The sequence below is a fragment of the Paenibacillus tyrphae genome, from assembly GCF_024158745.1.
GTDB lineage: Bacteria > Bacillota > Bacilli > Paenibacillales > NBRC-103111 > Paenibacillus_G > Paenibacillus_G tyrfis_A.
Map to the genome: position 1 here is coordinate 280981 of NZ_JAMZAW010000004.1, position 17616 is coordinate 298596.

The following is a 17616-nucleotide window of genomic DNA, read 5'->3' on the forward strand; positions in this document are numbered from 1 at the left end:
ATTTTGGCGCATGGTGGAATTCCCTGCATGTCGGATGATTTTATCGGAAATTTTGCCTAACCCAAAAGGGCTGGCGCGCCTTAGCCGCCAGCCTCCATCCTCCAGTTCCCCTCTTCGATCGCGACGGTTCGGACCGGACGGCCGAACTCCCGTTCGATCCCCTGCTCCACGATAAGCTCATCTGGTTCGTCATGCTGCGGATCGTCCCAGTCCAGCCATTGCAAGCGGCCGAAGCTGTAGGACCGGTACGCCTTTCCATCCTTCACCCGGATATAGACCAAATCGCCTCCGGCCAAATAGTTCACGATCGCTTGACCTGCGCTCTGTTCTGCCGGGAAATGGGTCAGCCAAATCTCGATCAGCCGGCTGCGGCCGGGCGAAGCGGACAAGTCGGCACGGCTGCGCCCATGGGAAGCGATGATGTCCGTCCACTGTCGTGTCCAGCGCTTCTTGGTGAATACCTCTGCGACTTCGGTCGCTTTTTGCTTGAAGGAAACGAGCTTCGCCGGATCGTCCAGCAAGCTGCCGATGGCTTGTTTCAGGGCATGGGCGTTAGGCTCGATGAGCAGCCCGTTGTACCCGTCGATGACGAGGTCCGTCAAGCCGCCGACCCGGGTGGCGATGACCGCATTCCCGGAAGCCATCGCCTCCAGACAGGACAAGCTTGTGCCTTCGCTGTACAGCGTCGGGATCAGCGAGATATCCGCCTGCCGGTAAGCCTGCGGCATGTCGTCAAGTTTAAGCGAGTACCGTTTAATACGGCCGGGCCACCGTTTGATTTTGATGTCTACATGCCGAAGGTCGTCATCGAGTCCTTGCCCGACAAAATGAAAATCGACATGAGGATATTTAAGCAAAATTTGATCGATAACTTCCAGTACCAGGTACAACCCTCTCGCATGGTACAATCTCCGGGGATACAAGATGACGATGCGGCTCCCCGGCTTGTCGTAATCGGGTCTTGGCGTAAATTCGTCCGTATCTACATAGTTCGGAATCACTTTGATCGCGTGGCCCAAAGCATAATCGACCGTCTGCAGCCAGTTCGCCGAATTCGTATCTACCGACACCAGCGTTCCGCACAGCCGGGCCCCTTCGATAAAACGGCGGTTCGTTTCCCAGAAAATCGTCCCGTCCGCATAGCTGCAATCCGGGTTATCCCAGCTCACGCCGTGAATAATACCGATGCCCGAACCGCTCGTTTCATAGGGCCACGCGTTGAAAAAGGCGGAATAGACCGTCAGTGCCGAACGCTCGGCCGTCTGCTCCTGAAACAAGCGGCTGTACGTTTTGACGGTGGGGATCGTATATTGCTTCGCGTGCTGTCCGCCTCGCGATAAAGACACGACATCGATGCCCCTGACCCGGCGCAGCCACGCATCATGGCCGTACTGATAGACGGTAAGCGGCACCCCCTGCTGCTCCATCAGCCGGTGCAAATCTGTCAAATACCGCTCCGCTCCGCCGTTATAGAACTTCTCCCCCTCATAATCCAGAAACGTAACCGTCATCACCGCAGCTTTGCCGGCCGGATCGTAATTGGCATACGCCTTCCAGGCTCCCTGCCGTTCCTCCAGCAGACGCTCCGCTTGATCCGTCCGCTCCGACCATTGGTGTCCTGCGGCGAAACGAACCCCTTCCCGGGCCGCGACCGCAGCGAATTCCGGAGCCAGGACCGATTCAAGCGCCGCTTCGAATTCGTCAGCGCCTTCCGCCAGACGCAAGATGTCGGTCTGGTACGCCGTTAATTCCAGCAGCGGCGTAGAAACGACTGGAAGGCCAAGCGCTGCATATTCGAAAAATTTGACAGGAGACACGCCGTTGGTCGTTTCGTTGACGCGGAATGGAATGATGGCCGCATCAAACCATTTGCCATAGTGGACCAGTTGATGGTACGGCTTCATCCCGAGCAGGTGGACGTTGGGTGCATCGAGTTTATCGCTGGAAATGCCCGGCTTGCCGATAATAATGAACTGCCACTCCGGCTTTCTGCGGGCCAGTTCCAGCACCAGCCCGTCGTCGAACCATTCTTCCACCGCTCCGAAATATCCGATGACCGGGGAGCCTGCTGCGGCAAACGGGGCCATATCCCCGGGAATGAACGCACGTGGCATGCCGAAATCTTCGATTCTCGCAGCGTTAGGCAAATAATAGGCGTCGGACCGTTCCGTCACATACCTCTGCAGCGATTTCGCGGAATAGGTCACGATGTCCGCTTGGGCCGTCGTTTGACGGTGCTTTTCGAGCATGTTCTCATCATATAACGAAAAAAATTCAAGACAGTCGAGCACATCGTACCAAAGCACCTTATGCGGCAATTGGTCCGCCCAAGCCATCTGCAGCAGCCAAGTACACAGCACAATTACGGATTGGCTGCGAAGCGCAGGAAGCAAATACGCTTCGCCGCTCACGACGAAAAGGTTCGGCTCGGCTTCGCGAAGCTGAAAAGGTTCGCCGGTAGGATCGCAAAAAAAACAAAGATAACCTCGTCCGGCAAACTCTTTCAGCAGCTGCTGCGGACGCTGGAGCGGCTCCCAGGGAACGGCTTCGGGGAATACGACGATCGCTTTGTATGTTTTGTTCCCCATCAGCTTCATCACTTCCGCTGCATACGGATCGATCGGACCATGCAGGAAACTGGAATAATACTGCTGCCTGTAATGATATTCCGAACGAAAGTGCGGTTTCGTCTCTGCCGTCACCTTCCTCTACCTCCCCTTCGTTACCGAATCAAACGGCGGTCTGCGTTCGTTCCGTTTTTTCCATAAATAGGTTGATTCATCATTTTCGATGTGACAAGTTCCTATAAGCATTTGACTGACATATGGTACAACGTATCTATTCGGAAGGAGGGTGTAATGACCGTGTCCTTACGGCAAATTCTTTTAGTGAAAAGCAACTGCGTTCCGGCACGCAAAAAGGCGGTTCCCCGAAAGAAACGCCCGACCTTGTCAGACATCGTCAGCAGGCTCCGTCACCGTTTGCTCAGGCTGTTTACCATCTTAAGCCGGCGCATTCGTCGAATCTCGCGCGACGTAAGCCGGCTCGCCGGACAGGTGAACGCCGTCTCCGCGCAAGAGAAGCAATTGGCCGCGCAGTTGGCGCAAACGAACCAGTCGCTGAACGGTTTAAGCGGGCAAGTCTCCGCGCTTGCAGCCCGGACGGAGCCATTCGCCGCCCAGATCGCCGACTTGCAAGCGGAAGTGGAGAGTCTCTACGCCACGAGCCGTGCCGTTCGTACGGTGCTGCAAGGACGTGTCGGCACGACGGTATCTCTCGATACAAACGCAGGCTCCATCTCCGGTACGCTGACTGCGGTCGGCGACGATTTTGCCCAAATCCAAGAGCCTACCGGCGACATTGTCTTAATCCCTCTCGCCAACGTAAATTCCGTAACTTGAGAAAGGAGGCCGCAGGACATGAATTTCTCGCAGGCGCTGGCCGCCTTCATCGGCAGAAAGATCGAAGCGTTTTTGACGAATCAATTCGTACAAGGTACGCTGCTCGGCGTAGGAGACGGCTTTTTTACGGTACTGGTCCCCAATCCTTCTTACACTTCTCCGACGATTCAAGTGACGGTATTTAACCAAAATGTAGAATTCGTACGCATTCTTGCGGCTTAATCTTGCTACGGGCTTATGGCCGGCAGCATTTCCCTCATCCACTGAAGCCACTTGGCATAACGGCCCGGGTGGCGGTGGGTTATGCTGGACATTCGCAGTCTTCGATGGTACATGACTTCAGGTACTTCCTCCGGCGGCCCGAACGGCAGAAGACGTGCCAGAAGCTGAAGGTCTTCGTACAAACGCCCCTCGAACGGGTCCGTGGTCAGCCAGCCTCCCAACTGCTTCAGCCGCTCTACGTTATACATGCGGGGAGCCAGCGGAAACCCGTCTTTCAGAAGCAAATCGACCGTCATCGCTTTCGGACACTCGCCGATCCGTCCCATGATCAAGCTTTTGTCCCGGCGTTCGTGCCATAGCCTGTGACTCCCGTAGAGGAAGGCCGCTCCGTTTCCTTGCACAGCCCGGCCAGCGAGTAAACGCAAGCAGTCCGGCATCAGCCAATCGTCGGCGTCAAGCTCAAGCAGCCATCGTCCCCGGGCCATCGATAACGCCCGATTCAAGGTATGGGACTTTCCCATGTTCCGCTCGCAGCGCACGAACCGGATGCGGGGGTCCGCCGAAAAAGGGCAGGCTCTCAGCTTCTCCTCGGCGCCGTCGGTCGATCCGTCGTCCATAATGAGCAATTCCCAGTGCGGGTACGATTGTACGCAGACGCTTCGGATCGCCCAAACCAAATATTCCGCATCATTGAATAGGCAAAGGACTACCGTTACGAACGGAGACTTGCCGGGAATGGCGGCGCTATACCGCCCTTTCAGGATCGGGACAACCTCGCGCCATTCGTCCGCCGCTCTCTTGGAGACGGGAATACCCGTCACAGCGGGCAGCCACCCCACTGACTGCCGCTCCGGCCAATGCCATGCCGCGCTTAACTGGAATTGCTTTTCCACCAGGGCATACCGTTCGAACGGAAGCAGCCCAGGCCCGGCAAATCCCGGAGACAGGCCGCTTCTACACGCTTTCGTTCGCCAGAGCACAGGCCCTCTGGGTACGCTGGCGGCAGGCAGACGACGGCCTTCCGCTGCCGCCGGGAGCAGGAGCACACCGGCATCGCTCTCCTCCAATGAACGGACCCAAGTCTCGAGCTCGCGGCGAAACGCCGGGAGCAGCAGCTCGCCCGCATACAGCACGACAAACCAAGGCCCGTCATCATCGGCTAGAGCTTCATTCATGCCGCCCGCAGCATGCGATTCCAGCAGTACGCACCGGCTATCCGGGAAGACGGCCCGGACGGATGCTAGCGTTTGCTCCGCAGGTCCGCTTTGATGCGAGTCCAGCACGATAAACAGCATCTCGGGAACGGCCTCCTGTCATCTGCACTTTCGGATTCACTGTTTACTATATGATAAACACCTAGAATATGTTATCGATTTTTCGAAGGAGGAACTGTCCGGTGAGCATCGTCATTTATCCGCCGACCCTCGATTGGCTATGGATGAAGCAGCGCCCGCAGCAGTTGATGACCCAACTGGCAAGACTGGGCTACACGGTATTTTTCTGCAACCGGACCAGATCGATTCCGCGGGTGGAACGCATCGAGCCGAACCTGTTTGTCGTTCATCATCATGAGCATTGGCTTCAAACCGCTTGGCCCAAAATCCGCAAAACCGCCCCGGTTCTCGTCTGGTGCTCGCTGCCCTTCGCCTACTTGTCCATTGCCGCTGCCTACTCCCCTTATCAGATCGTTTACGACTGTTCGGACGAGCTCGGCGAGTGGTTCCGGGCCGAAAAACAGCTGGCCGTCCGGGCGGATGCCATCGTATGCTCATCGCAGCGGCTGTACGACCGAATCCGAAGATGTTACCGGGAGCAGCGGGCCATTTTGATCCGCAATGCTTACGATCCAAGCATGAAGCTTCACCTGCCGGACGAAGAAGCGGCTGCAAGCCGTGGATCATCGAAGCGAAAACAGATCGGCTACGTCGGAGCATGGGCGCCCTGGATCGACGAAGGGCTGATCGGCTTATGCTCACGGCTGCCCGGGGCCGAAGTGTCGGTAATCGGGCCGCAATTCGACAGAAAACTCCGGCCCGACGCTTTCGGCGACACGGTACGGTTCTTGGGGCTCAAGCGGCATGAGGAGCTGCGGGACTATATTCGAAGCTTCAGCGTCTGCATCATTCCTTTCCGCATAACGCCCGTCACGGTCGCAGCCAATCCGGTCAAAGCGTACGAATACCTGGCCGCCGGCAAACCCGTGGTATCCACGGCGCTTCCCGAATGTCAGGGGATGGCTCCGCATGTGGATATCGCCTCATCCCGCGGGGATTTTATACGAAAGGTTGCAGAACGGCTTGTCAAACCGGGCGACGGGGCGGCCCGTATCACCTATGCCCTGGAGCATACTTGGGAGCGCCGCGCCCGGGAGATCGACGCCTTCCTTCGCTCGATTCCGCAACGAAAAGAAAGAACCCGACCCCAGGGAAGCGATCGAATTCTCTCCTGAATGATACCTGCTGCATCGTTTAGCAAGGGAAAATGATTATCGTCTGCCTTCCTCCGCTTGATGCCGTTCCTCCGTCCCGATCTCCTCCACCAGCTCCCGGCTCCCCTGGCGAAACTCGCTTAGCGTGGTCCCGACCGCCCGCCCGAGCTGTGGCAGCTTGGACGGGCCGAATAAAATGAGCGTCACCAAAACGATGAGCAACAATCCCGATAATCCGATACCTGAAAGCATTCGCTTTTCCCCCTTTCAAGTTATTGCAAATTTTACGCGATCCGCACCGGCACGCCTTCCTGATCGGCGGACTGCTTTTCCGCTTCCGCAATTCGCAGCGATACGAGCGTATCCTCCGGAGCCGAGCGGTCCAACGGGCGGTCGTGCATGACCGCTTCCGCGAAATATTTGATCTCGCGGTAGTACCCGCTGTCCTGGGACAGCTCCGGCACGAAGCCTTTGCCGTTCTTGGGGTTATCCTTCAGCACCCGTTTGTCGTATACCAGATTGCCGCCCTCGAAATTGACGCGAAACGCCATTTCGAAGCCAAAATCGCCTTGCAGCGACCGGTCGATTTGCGAATTGACCACTTTGCCGTCGGGATACGTATAGTTCGTGGAAATAATATCGTATGCGCTTCCCGGCAGAACACTGCGGGCAATCGTCGCTACGGAGCCGGGGATGCCGAACAGCCAATTCACCATATCGATGTCGTGAATATGAAGATCGAGCATGCCGCCCCCGCTCGTATTCTCGAGCACCATCCAGTCGTTGTACGTCCATACCGGCGGATTGCCTCCGCGGAAAAAGTAAGCCGACAGCACGTTACCGTATCTCCCGCTGGAAACCGTGTCCTTCAAATATTCGTATTCCGGCCAAAAGCGCAGCACCTGCGCGATCATCAGCTTCTTGCCATATTCCCGGGCGGCTTCGATCATCGCCTCGCCTTCGCCCGTCGTGAGAGCCATCGGCTTTTCGCATAGGACATGGACGCCTTGGCGCAGCGCCTTGAGCGCCACTTCGGCATGCAGATACGTCGGCAGCGAGATGTCAACCATATCCAGCCGTTCCTCCTTCAGCATCCGGTCGACCTCGTTATACAGCCGGTACGGGCTGAAGTCATACTGCGTCGACGGGTTCTGAATGTTGCCCTCGGTAAAGATACCCTGGAATTTCTTCGCATCGACATCGCATATCGAAGTCAGCCGGAGTGGGAAGCCTTCGCGCTCCAGCCGGAGATATTGGGTCATGTGAGTCCGGCCCATAAAGCCAATTCCGATTAACCCTACGTTCAGCATCCGGTTTCTCTCTCCTCCAAAATGAAATAATGGCATGTCCGTCGCCCCACGATGCCCTCCCGTCAGACCGGGAAGCGGACGGCGTTCGGGCGGGTCCAGACCAAATGCTGGACGAACCCTTCGGCGTAAGCGCAGCCTGCTTGAATTCCTCTCGTCTTTCCGAGAGCATCCACAAAATCGACAATATCGACCCCATCATGCTCTTTAAGCCAGACAAGCTGGCTCTGGTGCTTCTTGAGCATTTCCAGCTTCGTGGCGAAATGGTCGGTCACATCGACGTAAAACGTCGGCTCGAAACCGAGACCGGACAAATTGTCCATGTAGTACAGTCCGGGCACCTTGGCCGCCGCCGGACGGTCCGTGACGAAATGCGGCAGCGTGGCAAAAAATGTCGCGTAAAACACCAAGTGGCTGACGGCGATATGATCCGGCATATAATCGTTCGGAGCGTGCGTGATAACGAGATCCGGGCGCACCTCGCGAATCAGATCGATGAACTTCATCCGGTTCTCCTGGTTGTCGGCGATCACTTCGCCGTCGCCGAAGCCGAGCGTCAGTACCCGGCTGCCGATGACGCCTCCCGCTTCCTCCGCCTCTTTGCGGCGGATGTCCGTCAGCTCGTGCGGCGGGATGTGGTAATGCCCTTTATCCCCTTTGCAGACGTGGCACAGCACGACCTCGTGCCCTGCCTGCTTCAGCTTGGCAAGCGTACCCGCGCACGAAATTTCGATGTCGTCGGGGTGCGCGCCGATGGCAAGTACGATCATGAAGCGCCTCCTCCTTAGTTCAGCTCCGGCTCAAGCGGTCCGGCCAGTTCGCTTAGGAAAAACAGCTTGCCGGGCAGCGTCGGCATATACGTTGACGGAATCCAGGGGTCGGCGCCGTGCTGAAGCGTAACGGCCAGCGACATGCCCTGCCACATCATCCCGCGTCCGAGCGCGCCGTCCGCGCCGCCTATCGCATAATCGGCCTGCAGGAACAGCCCGGGCCCGATCGTATTCGCATAGCATGGCACGCGCGTCGTCCGGCTCTTGAAGCTCGTTATCGCATTTTGCTCGATCGTAAGCGGGTGCAGCTTCGCCCCGATCCGGTGCGTGGCGGCCCGCCAAGCCGCTTCGTCCGCATATTCCCCGGCATACTGCGGCTCCCAGAAGGCGATGTGGCAGACGCGCCCGATGCCATAAATAACCAGCAGCTTGGCGCCTTCCTTCTTCAGCATGGCAATGCGCTCGGCATATCTCGGCAAGCTTTCCGCCGTTGCGTAATGCCGCTGTGCCTTCGGCACCGTCCGTTCGCCCAGCAGGTTGTAAAAGCTGTGCTCCATCGCGTATTGGAACGCTCCCGGATCGGACGGCGGCAGCGTGCGTCCTTCGGCGTCGCTCCATTCGTCCATATTGAAGCCATAAACATGGGAAGCGCTCACATCCCAAGCCTTGAGAAAGTAGACAGTCCACTTGTACATCCCCATCGGCCCTACCGGGAAAATGATCGCAAGCTTTTCCCCGCGGTCCCGCGCCTGTTTGATCGTCAGGGCGATCTCATGGCCCATCAGCGCGTTAAATTCCTGCAAATCTTCGCAGGCCACCGGCTCGAACCGGTCATGCCAGTGGCTTTGACGCGCCAGCAGACGCCCGGGGCCCAGGTTGCAGCAGGCGTCCATTTTCTCCAAATCCCACCCTTGCGGGAAAAAGCTTTCCATCAAAGAGCCCTTCAGCGTCGTGAACAAGTTCATGCGAATTCCTCCCGTCTCCTCCACCGCTCCAGCCGCCCGATCGTCGCCCGTATATCCCGGGCCTGCTCGTCGCCGGATATTTCCCGTTCGATAATCAGCTCGCCGTCGTAGCCAAGCTCCTGCAGCTTGGCAAGCAGCACAGGGAAATTCACTTTCCCTTCTCCGGCGGGCACTTCCTTGCCGAGACGATCGCCGTCGGTCGGATACAATCCGTCCTTCACATGCACGTTGCGCACATAAGGACCGATGACGTCGAGCGCATCGACCGGATTGCCTTTTCCGTACAAAATCAGATTGGCCGGATCCAAATTGATGCCGAGATTGGACGTCCCGACCCGCTCGATCGTTCGAAGCAGAACGACCGGCGTTTCCTGGCCGGTCTCGAACCAGAAGCCGAGCCCCTTCGATTCGCAGTACGCGGCGACTTCGCGAATCGCCTCCACCACCGCCGGATAAGCGGGGTCGGTCATATTTTCCGGAATGAAGCCGCAGTGGGTAATGAGCGCCGGGGCGCCGATCCGCTCGGCAAAGTCCGCCCAACGCTTGAGGGTCACAACCCGCTCGCTGCGGTATTCCTCGGGGATCAGACCGAGAGTAACCGGACCTTCGGTAAAATTCCACTTCCCGGGACCCACGACCCAGCCCCAGACCGCACAGATACGGACGCCCGCCCGGGCTGCGCATTCTACGACGCGATCGGCCACTTCCTCAGTGGCCAGCTCCGGGTCCCAACACATCAGCTGACATACCGACAAGCCGAAGTCTCTGACATGCCCAAAGCAATCTCCGCCGTTCCGCAAAATGTTAATGACACCGATTTCCAAAGGGTTCACCCGCTTTCTTGGTCTCTTCCCTGCTAATGATAAACGAAGGTTTTGGCAAAAGCTTTGCCCGTTTCGCCGCACTTTTTGTACTTCGGTTTGCAGGTTGGTACGAAAATTTTGCATTTTCGTCCGTGGCCGGATTTTTACAGAGACAGCACACCGTAATCGCGCAAAGCCTGCTTCAGCTTGTTCACCTCCGACTCAAGCTGCGCCAAGGTGGAGCCGTTCGTATCGCCGATGGCGGAGAGTCGGCCAATCGCGCCGAACGGCTCGAACGAAGGCGCAGCGAAGCTGACCGCGCCGGTGACTGGCTGGCCGGAGGCGACCGGTTCGTGCACGCGCAGAACTGTGCCGGAAATGGCGACGATCCTCAGCCGCTGGCTACCGCTTCCGATGCGAATCCATTGACCTGCGGCAAGCGCAGAAGCGTTATTCACGTTCAGCACCGCCGATCCGGAGCTTCCCGAAGCCGTTACCCCGGTCAAAGCCCCTGCCGTTCCGCCCGAAGTCACCTTGTAGCCGGCCGGCGTCCGGCCCTGTTCTACGGTCGGATCGGCCACATAGACGAATGCGCCGGCCTCGAACGTACCCGAGACTGGTGGAAACGCTTGCACAAATCTCGAAACGGCGCCGTCCCGCTCATCAAAAAGGATGCCCGGACCGAGGTCGAGCCACAGCCCGCCCTGCTTCGAGGCGATGCAATTGTTCTTCAGGCGAATATTCGAGAACGTGCCGTCCGCCTCGTTAATTCGGATCGAATAGAGTCCCCGGGCCGTGTCGTACGTATCCCGGATATAATTGTCCGTAATGTAAGCGTCGCTGACCGCGGACTGGAGCAAAATGGCGGACTTGTACTTTTCGTTCGCCGCCGGGTAATGGCCGGCGTTAATGATCAGGTTGTCGCTGATCTGCACCCCGGTTACTTTGCCCAGCTTCTCCGCATTGCCGATGCGGATGCCGGTAAACGGGCAATTTTTGATCACGTTGCCATTGATGACGATGTTGCTCGCTTCGACCGGCCGCACGAAGCCGATCCCGAATGCCCGGTCTTCGAGGATGGGAACCCCGGCCTCGTTAGGGTCGTTCGGATTGCGTCTGACGAACTCTTCCTGAAACTGGATCGTATTGCCGCTGATCGTTATATTGTCGTAGCCGCCAGAGTCCGGCAGCACTCCCGGGAACGAACCGATGCCCAGCATCATGGAGAAATTATGGTGCTTGTTATTGATGCTGATCGTATTGCCTGTGATCGACACGTTCTTAACCGGAAACTCCTTGCGGGGCCACAACTGAATAGCGAGGCAAGCGTTGCTGAACGTATTCCCCGAAATCGTCATATCGCTGAAATCCAGCGTTTTTCGGAGCTCGGGGTCGTTTGCGATTTCGCTGGACTGTATGTGAATGCCGGTAAAATAACCGTCCGTAATGTTTCCCGACACGACACTTTGGCCCGCATGCGTTTCCATCGCGCCGAACGCTTTATATTTTTTCGGATTCGTATTGAGAAACCGGCAGTTTTGAATCGTATGGCTTCTGGCGTTGATGTATACGGCTGAATTATCGTAATATTTGGGCGCTTTCGCCTCCACGAATTCGAAGGAGCAGTTCAGGATTCGGACGTTTTTACAAGCCGGGTTATTGAGCGTAATCGTATTGACTCCGCAGATCGGAGCGAACCGGACATGCTCGATCGTAATATTGTCGAAGTCGAACAGCGCGATGCAAAACTGCCGCCAGTAATAATCCTTCGTGCCGTTCGTATCCCGGCCGGGATCAATGCTGCATGTCGTATTGTTCAAAACGTTCTGGTCGATCCGCAGATGGCTGATGCGGACGTTCGACACTTTGGACGAGCCTTGAAAACCGCCGAAAATCGTCCAGTAATCGCCCGCATCGTTTTTCACCTTAATCACGGAGTTGCTTCCCTCGCCACGCAAATTTACGTTGCTTTTCAGAATGATGCGTTTCGTCTGGAGAAGCGGCGATACGATGTACGTGCCGACCGGAAAATAGACGGTGCCGCCCCCCAAAGCCGAAACCGCGTCGATCGCCGCCTGAATGGCCGCCATATCGTCCGCTGTGCCGTCCCCTTTGGCCCCGAACCATTTCACGCTAATCTCGTCCCGGTCCACAATCCGCTTAAACCGGTACCCGCTCACCGTCGAAACGAGCACGAGCCCCGTATTGTCCGCCGTCGTGCTGTCGCTCGGATCATAGTAAAAAAATCCTTCCTGCCCCTGATCCCTCACATAGTATAAAAATCCGTCTCTCGCATCTTTTGCCGCCCGCAATGCCGCTATACTGGAAGGCGTGCAGAAATCCATGTTCATCAGATCTCTCGGATGGTTGACCCGGCTTCCGTATACGATGTCGGTCACGGTTTGCGATTCCCCGGCGTAAGCGGACCTCAGTCCGCCGCCGGTCAACAGTCCGCCTGCAGCGGCTACGCCGGCCATGCCGAGCGTGGCGATGACCGAACGGCGGCTAAGCCGCTTCGGCTCGGGTGGAAGGGACGTTTCTTGCGGTACGGATACGGGCTCGGACTCGGCGGGCTTGTATTCGGACATCGTTCATATCCTCCTCTAGTACGGCCAGGCTCCTGTCGGCAGGCAGGCTGCGGGCCGTCTGCATGAAATTTGGGTTGGGATTGAAACAAATAAATTAAACGAGGACCGGCGGGGTAAGAAAATACATTGCAGCTCCATATAACGGTTCTGATAGAAGCGGTGAAGCTTTTGTCGCAGAAGTGAAAGGGTTCGTGTCTCCGCCGCATACGTTCCTTTTGTCTTCCCCCCTTGACGATGCGGGTAAATGCAGGGTTTATCGATAATCATAGCGTGGAAGTTGGAGCAAAATCTTTAGCAGATTAACCGATTTTTTTGCACAATCGTTTGGATTTGCAGTAGCATGGGAGGGTGACGAAGATTTAACTGTGATAAGTCAGGATACGCCCTTACCAATCGACAAAATTCCACTTCATCTGCTCCTCCCTCTGAGATACATTCAGCCAATTCCAGTGAGGGGAAGCCCGCGACAACAGCATAATGGGAACGATGTTTCAACGGAGAACGTTGGGAATCTATTTTTAGAAAATAGGGAGATGAGTAAGTTGGAAAAAGCACTGATCGTATTACTATTGTTATTAATGCTCTCTTACGCTATTCTTGCGATTATTAAACCAGCAGTGATATGGAAAAGGGAATTTATTTCGAAAAAAGTAAGGAAACCGAACGATATCGATTTACTGCTGATGAGAGTATCGGGTGTTTTCTTGATATTTGTTTGTATTGGACTGGCTTATGTATTTCTAATAAAGTAACAAACCCCTGCACCTCATTTTTATCAGCACTACTAGTCACTTCCAAAGTAAAATGCGAGGAAATCGCCTCTTGGCTAACTCCTTGCTTTTTTATTTCCCGTTGTTGCTATTCGCACATTTCCCCCATTACTTGGCACGTGGCATTTTCTGGACCCATTTTCGAAAAATACAGAACAGAACAACAGAACGCCCTGCTTTTACTCAGTCAACCATTGTGTTAAATTAGGGGTAAATTGGTGGTTTCTACCTAACGATGAGGAAGTGAACGTATGCGAAAAAAAGCCGGGATTTTATTAATCCTCGGACTGTTGGCAGGTGCACTGGACGGCCAAACACCGGTACCATCCGCTCTAGCCAGCGACTCCCAGAACCTGGCGGATTCAGCCCAACCCTTGACGCTGTTCGAGCCGACGGAGCTCTACGACGACCGTTATCAACAAGTCGGAATGATCGCACCCCAGCAAGTTCATGTGCTGCAGACGTCAAGCATCAGAAGAGGACATGGGGAAGGCTATCGGGTGCCCAGATATTTGATTTCCACCTGGATGGGCAACGCATGGATCGTTCCCGACAACGCGCTGAGAGGAAAAGAAGAACCGATGGACGCGTACATTGAGCTGTCCCACGAAGAAACTTTGTACAACGATCCGGGGTTATTGTCGCCTAAAGGGAAGATCGGCAAACAAACCGTCAAAGCGATTGCCAGCTGGGATAGACGGTACAAGGTCGCGACACCCGAAGGAGAAGGATGGATTGCACCAACTTGGGAGGCGTTCGTCGACATTAAATTGGTTCAGATGGACGTTCAACTGACAGCGCCGACGAGATTATTTCGTTTTCCATACCAGGATGCCGGAGCGGGCGTCAATCCCCAGCTGATGCAGGTTACTGCGGTTTGGCGAGATTGGTACCGGGCCGATTCGTGGCTGGGGCCGGTTTGGTTCCGGCTTCATGAACTGGATGCGGCGGATGCAGATCATCGCATGGAGGTTGGCCTGCGATATTATTATTTTGACGGGGATCAAACGCGATTTCGAGCCTCGGTGCAGCTCGGGCCGAGGTGGCGGGATACGGGAGAGACGATCCCGGTCGGGTTTACCGTCCTATTCTACAACGAAAAGGGCGAACGAATCGGCGCCTCCTCGGGAACGACAGTCCGGCTTAAAGACGGGGAAGCAACGCCGGTCGAGCTGACGGTGGACCGGAACATCCAGACGTTTGCGTATGCCACCGTTCAAGTCGGCATGTTCAACGATCAAATCGTAAGCGCGATTCAACCGGACGACCCGATGGCCATCGCAGATGATGCGGCTAATCAAGATCTTCGCTTAGGCTCGATTCAAGTGAGGCGGGATGGCGTATTCAGCATCGTGACCGGTCAATACGCCTCCAAACTTGCAGGCGAGCGTCAGGTGAAAGCGGAGCTGTCGTTCCTGAACGCAGACGGTGAAACGATAGCTAAGGCTCCGCTGGAATTGTCATTCGATGCGTCCTATCCGGGAAGCGGCTCCCATCAACCGTTCGAAGCCGTTGTGCCGAAGGATGTATCGAACTATGCATCCGTGAAGCTGAGGGTGCTGGATGCGAGGTAACGACGAAACGCGAGCCTGCTTGAATCGTTGCCGGGAAACGATCGTATTTCAAGCAGCCCCTCGTCTGCCCCTATTCTACTCCGCCTGACGCAGTCCGGCTGCCGGGGAAGACCGCCGCATCAGGGCCAGCGCTTCCGCCGAGGCGACCGCGTCCGGCATGCTGCGCAGCTCCAGCACCCAAGAGCCGGCGAAGCCGTGATCCTGCGCCAGCACTGTCACAGCTTCGAGCGGAACGGAGCCTGCGCCAAACGCCCAGTGATCGTCGCGCACACCCCCATTGTCGCTCAAATGCAGCCCGACAACGTACGGCATGACGCGCTTGAGCGACAGCAAGCAGAGTCCCGTGCCGGTCAAATGGGCGTGTCCCGCATCGAAAACGACCCGCAGACGCGGTGAATCGACTGAGCGGACGATCCGCTCCAGAAACTTCACGTCCGTACCTAAGAGGTTCGGATACGGCGGTACGTTTTCCAGTCCGATCACGACTCCCGAGCCGGCCGTTGCGCGCAGCGCTTCCCGGACAAATTCCGCCACCCGCTCCGCAAGCTCCGCCTCCAGCCCGGAATCGGCCTCCATCCCCTCCGCTTCGTCCGATTCTCCGGGATGCACCACGACATAAGCGCATTCCAGCCGCTCTGCGATCCGAAGCGTAGTTAACAACAGCTCCATCGAGACTTTTCTCGCTTCCGCCTCGTACGCAGCCGGGTTCAGACCTGTGATCGGAGCATGGACCGTCCAGCGAACGCCATGCTCCTTCCCAAGCTGCCGAAGCCAGTCGAGCTTTTCCTCCGGCCATTCCAACAGCTCGATGTGCGGTCCTTCGCCCATGATCTCGATTTCCTTCCATCCGTCCCCGATCAAACGAACGACCGCCGCCTCCAAAGACTCCTCCAGCAGCGCGTAAGTCGAAACGGCGCATTGACGCATCGCTTCCATAGACTCCATCCTCCTCATCTTCGTGTGTTTACTTGATCCCCGATTGAATAAAGCTGTTCATAAATTGACGCTGGAAGAGCAGAAACCCGGCCAGCAGCGGAGCGATGACCATCAGCGTTGCGGCGCTCACTTCCGTCCACTGCGCGCCCGTCTCGAACGATTGGGCGAAAATGGCAAGCCCTACCGTAAGCGGCCGGTTTTCAACGGAATTGGTAATGATGAGCGGCCACAAAAAGTTGTTCCAATGGTAGCTGACGGACACCAGCCCGAAGGCGATGTAAGACGGACGGGCCAGCGGAAAATAAATTTTCCACAGCATCTGCCACTTGGAGCAGCCTTCCATGACGGCGGCTTCGTCCAGCTCCGGCGGGATCGTCTTGAACATCTGGCGCAGCAGGAAAATGCCGAAGGCCGAAGCGAAGTAAGGCAGCATTATGCCGAGCTTCGTATCGAGAAGCGACAATTCCTTCAGGACGTTATAGTTCGGAAAAATCAGCACGTCCGCTGGAATCATAATCTGCACCAAAAACAGCAGAAACACGAGATTTTGGCCGCGAAAGCGGACCCGGGCAAAAGCAAACGCCGCCATCGTCGCCGTGACCATCTGCACGGCGAACACGCAGACGACGATCAGCAGCGTATTCACGTAGTACTGTGCGAACGGTGCAGCCGCCCAGACGCGGGCGAAGTTGTCCAGCGTGAACTCCAGGGACAAGCCCGGCTGCAGCGCAAGCTGCTTCGGACGAAAGGCCGTGCTGGTCACCCAGACGAGCGGAACGAGCCAAACCAATGCAAGCATATATATGAACGCATGACTTATTTTCAATTTATTACGCAGCATGTAACCGCCAACCTTCTTTCACAGGGCATTTCCGCATCAATGGTAATGTATTTTTTTATCCAGCCCGAAAAATTGCAGCGCCGCCACCAGCAGAAGGACGGCGATCATGACGACCGTCAAGGTCGAGGCCATGCCTTGATCCCAGAAGCTGAAAGCCGTTTCGTAAATATAATAAAGCAGCAGATTGCTCGCGTTGTTCGGTCCGCCCTTCGTCATGATAAGCAAATGATCGACGAGCTTGAACGCGTTGGTCAGCGCGACGATGGCGACGAACAAAGTCGTCGGCATGAGCAGCGGGAACGTAATTTTGCGGAACACGGTCCAGCGCCCGACGCCATCCACCTCCGCCGACTCGTACAAGTCCCGGGAAATATTTTGCAGCCCGGCTAAATAAAAAATCATAAAATACCCGGCTTCCTTCCAAATCATCATGACGATCATCGCATACATGACCAGCTCCGGCGTGCCGAGCCAGTTGATGTCGCCCTGCCCGATCCATTGGGTCAGCCTGCTCAGCAGCCCGTACTGCGGCGTATAAATGAACAGCCACACGTTGGCGATGGCGATCATCGGGATCATGGTCGGGTAAAAGAACGCCGTCCGCACAAAGCCTTTGCCGCGAATCGCCTTGTTGGCGAACACCGCCATCAGCAGCGCCAGCGACATGGACGTCGGTACCGTGCCGAGCGCAAACCACAGATTGTTGGACATGACCTGCCAGAAAATATCGTCCTTCATCAGATGCGCGTAATTATCCAGTCCGATGAATATCGGCACTGGGCTCGCCAGATCTGCCTGATAAAAGCTGAGCCGGATCGTCTTGGCGATCGGATAAAACGTAAACAGGAACAAGAACACGAGCGAAGGCAAAAGCAAAAGCCATGCGAATGCGTCCGTTTTCCATTGTAAGTTGAAGTTTTTGCCGCCCAAAAGGAAGCCTCCCCGCGATCGTTAAAATGAAGCCGTGCCGGAGCCCCGGGGCGGCTGCCTGGATTAGCGCATGCCGCCTCC

At 56.3% G+C, this 17616-nt stretch carries 16 protein-coding genes; 5 read left to right on the plus strand and 11 right to left on the minus strand.

Going from position 1 to position 17616, the window contains the following annotated elements:
- Positions 1-80: 80 nt before the first annotated feature.
- On the minus strand, positions 81-2702 hold the full coding sequence (locus NI000_RS08330; RefSeq protein ID WP_253409435.1) for a glycosyltransferase: 2622 nt from the start codon (positions 2700-2702) through the stop codon (positions 81-83).
- Between the two features lie 156 nt (positions 2703-2858).
- Here NI000_RS08330 and NI000_RS08335 point away from each other — a divergent pair, with 156 nt between their 5' ends.
- Complete coding sequence (locus tag NI000_RS08335) at positions 2859-3401, plus strand: hypothetical protein (protein ID WP_253409437.1); 543 nt, start codon at positions 2859-2861, stop codon at positions 3399-3401.
- An 18-nt stretch (positions 3402-3419) separates the two neighbouring features.
- On the plus strand, positions 3420-3623 hold the full coding sequence (locus NI000_RS08340) for a hypothetical protein (protein WP_054977740.1): 204 nt from the start codon (positions 3420-3422) through the stop codon (positions 3621-3623).
- Positions 3624-3628: 5 nt separating this feature from the next.
- Here the strand turns inward: NI000_RS08340 and NI000_RS08345 are convergent, their stop codons facing one another.
- Positions 3629-4918 carry a glycosyltransferase family 2 protein gene (locus NI000_RS08345; RefSeq protein ID WP_253409439.1) on the minus strand — a complete coding sequence of 430 codons (1290 nt, stop codon included), beginning with the start codon at positions 4916-4918 and terminating at the stop codon, positions 3629-3631.
- Between the two features lie 101 nt (positions 4919-5019).
- Here NI000_RS08345 and NI000_RS08350 point away from each other — a divergent pair, with 101 nt between their 5' ends.
- Positions 5020-6072 carry a glycosyltransferase gene (locus tag NI000_RS08350; RefSeq protein WP_253409441.1) on the plus strand — a complete coding sequence of 351 codons (1053 nt, stop codon included), beginning with the start codon at positions 5020-5022 and terminating at the stop codon, positions 6070-6072.
- 36 nt (positions 6073-6108) lie between these two features.
- Here NI000_RS08350 and tatA read toward each other — a convergent pair whose 3' ends face one another.
- The 6 genes from tatA to NI000_RS08380 all read right to left on the minus strand — a co-directional run bounded on the left by tatA (position 6109) and on the right by NI000_RS08380 (position 12484).
- On the minus strand, positions 6109-6303 hold the full coding sequence (gene tatA, locus NI000_RS08355) for a twin-arginine translocase TatA/TatE family subunit (RefSeq protein WP_253409443.1): 195 nt from the start codon (positions 6301-6303) through the stop codon (positions 6109-6111).
- A 32-nt stretch (positions 6304-6335) separates the two neighbouring features.
- Positions 6336-7361 (minus strand): Gfo/Idh/MocA family protein, encoded by a 1026-nt coding sequence (locus tag NI000_RS08360; RefSeq protein ID WP_253409445.1) that lies wholly within the window; start codon positions 7359-7361, stop codon positions 6336-6338.
- A gap of 62 nt (positions 7362-7423) precedes the next feature.
- Complete coding sequence (locus tag NI000_RS08365) at positions 7424-8128, minus strand: PIG-L deacetylase family protein (protein WP_253409447.1); 705 nt, start codon at positions 8126-8128, stop codon at positions 7424-7426.
- A 14-nt stretch (positions 8129-8142) separates the two neighbouring features.
- Complete coding sequence (locus tag NI000_RS08370; RefSeq protein WP_253409449.1) at positions 8143-9093, minus strand: 6-phosphogluconolactonase; 951 nt, start codon at positions 9091-9093, stop codon at positions 8143-8145.
- A complete protein-coding gene (locus NI000_RS08375; RefSeq protein WP_253409451.1) occupies positions 9090-9926 on the minus strand; it encodes a sugar phosphate isomerase/epimerase family protein in 837 nt (278 codons plus the stop codon). Before NI000_RS08375 ends, NI000_RS08370 begins: the two co-directional genes overlap by 4 nt.
- A 134-nt stretch (positions 9927-10060) precedes the next feature.
- Positions 10061-12484, minus strand: coding sequence for a glycosyl hydrolase family 28-related protein (locus NI000_RS08380; protein ID WP_253409453.1), 2424 nt, complete (start codon positions 12482-12484; stop codon positions 10061-10063).
- 542 nt (positions 12485-13026) lie between these two features.
- On the opposite strand from NI000_RS08380, the gene NI000_RS08385 reads away from it, so the two are divergent.
- Positions 13027-13236, plus strand: a complete 210-nt coding sequence (locus NI000_RS08385; RefSeq protein WP_253409455.1) for a DUF6199 family natural product biosynthesis protein — start codon at positions 13027-13029, stop codon at positions 13234-13236.
- A gap of 269 nt (positions 13237-13505) precedes the next feature.
- The gene (locus NI000_RS08390) at positions 13506-14828 is read left to right on the plus strand and encodes a hypothetical protein (RefSeq protein ID WP_253409457.1); all 1323 of its coding nucleotides are present in this window, start codon (positions 13506-13508) and stop codon (positions 14826-14828) included.
- Positions 14829-14903: 75 nt separating this feature from the next.
- On the opposite strand, the gene NI000_RS08395 is transcribed toward NI000_RS08390, so the two are convergent.
- The 3 genes from NI000_RS08395 to NI000_RS08405 are packed head-to-tail and all read right to left on the minus strand — an operon-like array spanning position 14904 to position 17535.
- Complete coding sequence (locus NI000_RS08395; protein WP_253409459.1) at positions 14904-15764, minus strand: sugar phosphate isomerase/epimerase family protein; 861 nt, start codon at positions 15762-15764, stop codon at positions 14904-14906.
- Positions 15765-15792: 28 nt separating this feature from the next.
- Positions 15793-16605: a carbohydrate ABC transporter permease gene (locus NI000_RS08400; RefSeq protein WP_253409461.1), complete on the minus strand. Its 813-nt coding sequence runs from the start codon at positions 16603-16605 to the stop codon at positions 15793-15795.
- Positions 16606-16641: 36 nt separating this feature from the next.
- Positions 16642-17535: a carbohydrate ABC transporter permease gene (locus NI000_RS08405; protein WP_253409463.1), complete on the minus strand. Its 894-nt coding sequence runs from the start codon at positions 17533-17535 to the stop codon at positions 16642-16644.
- Positions 17536-17616 lie beyond the last annotated feature (81 nt).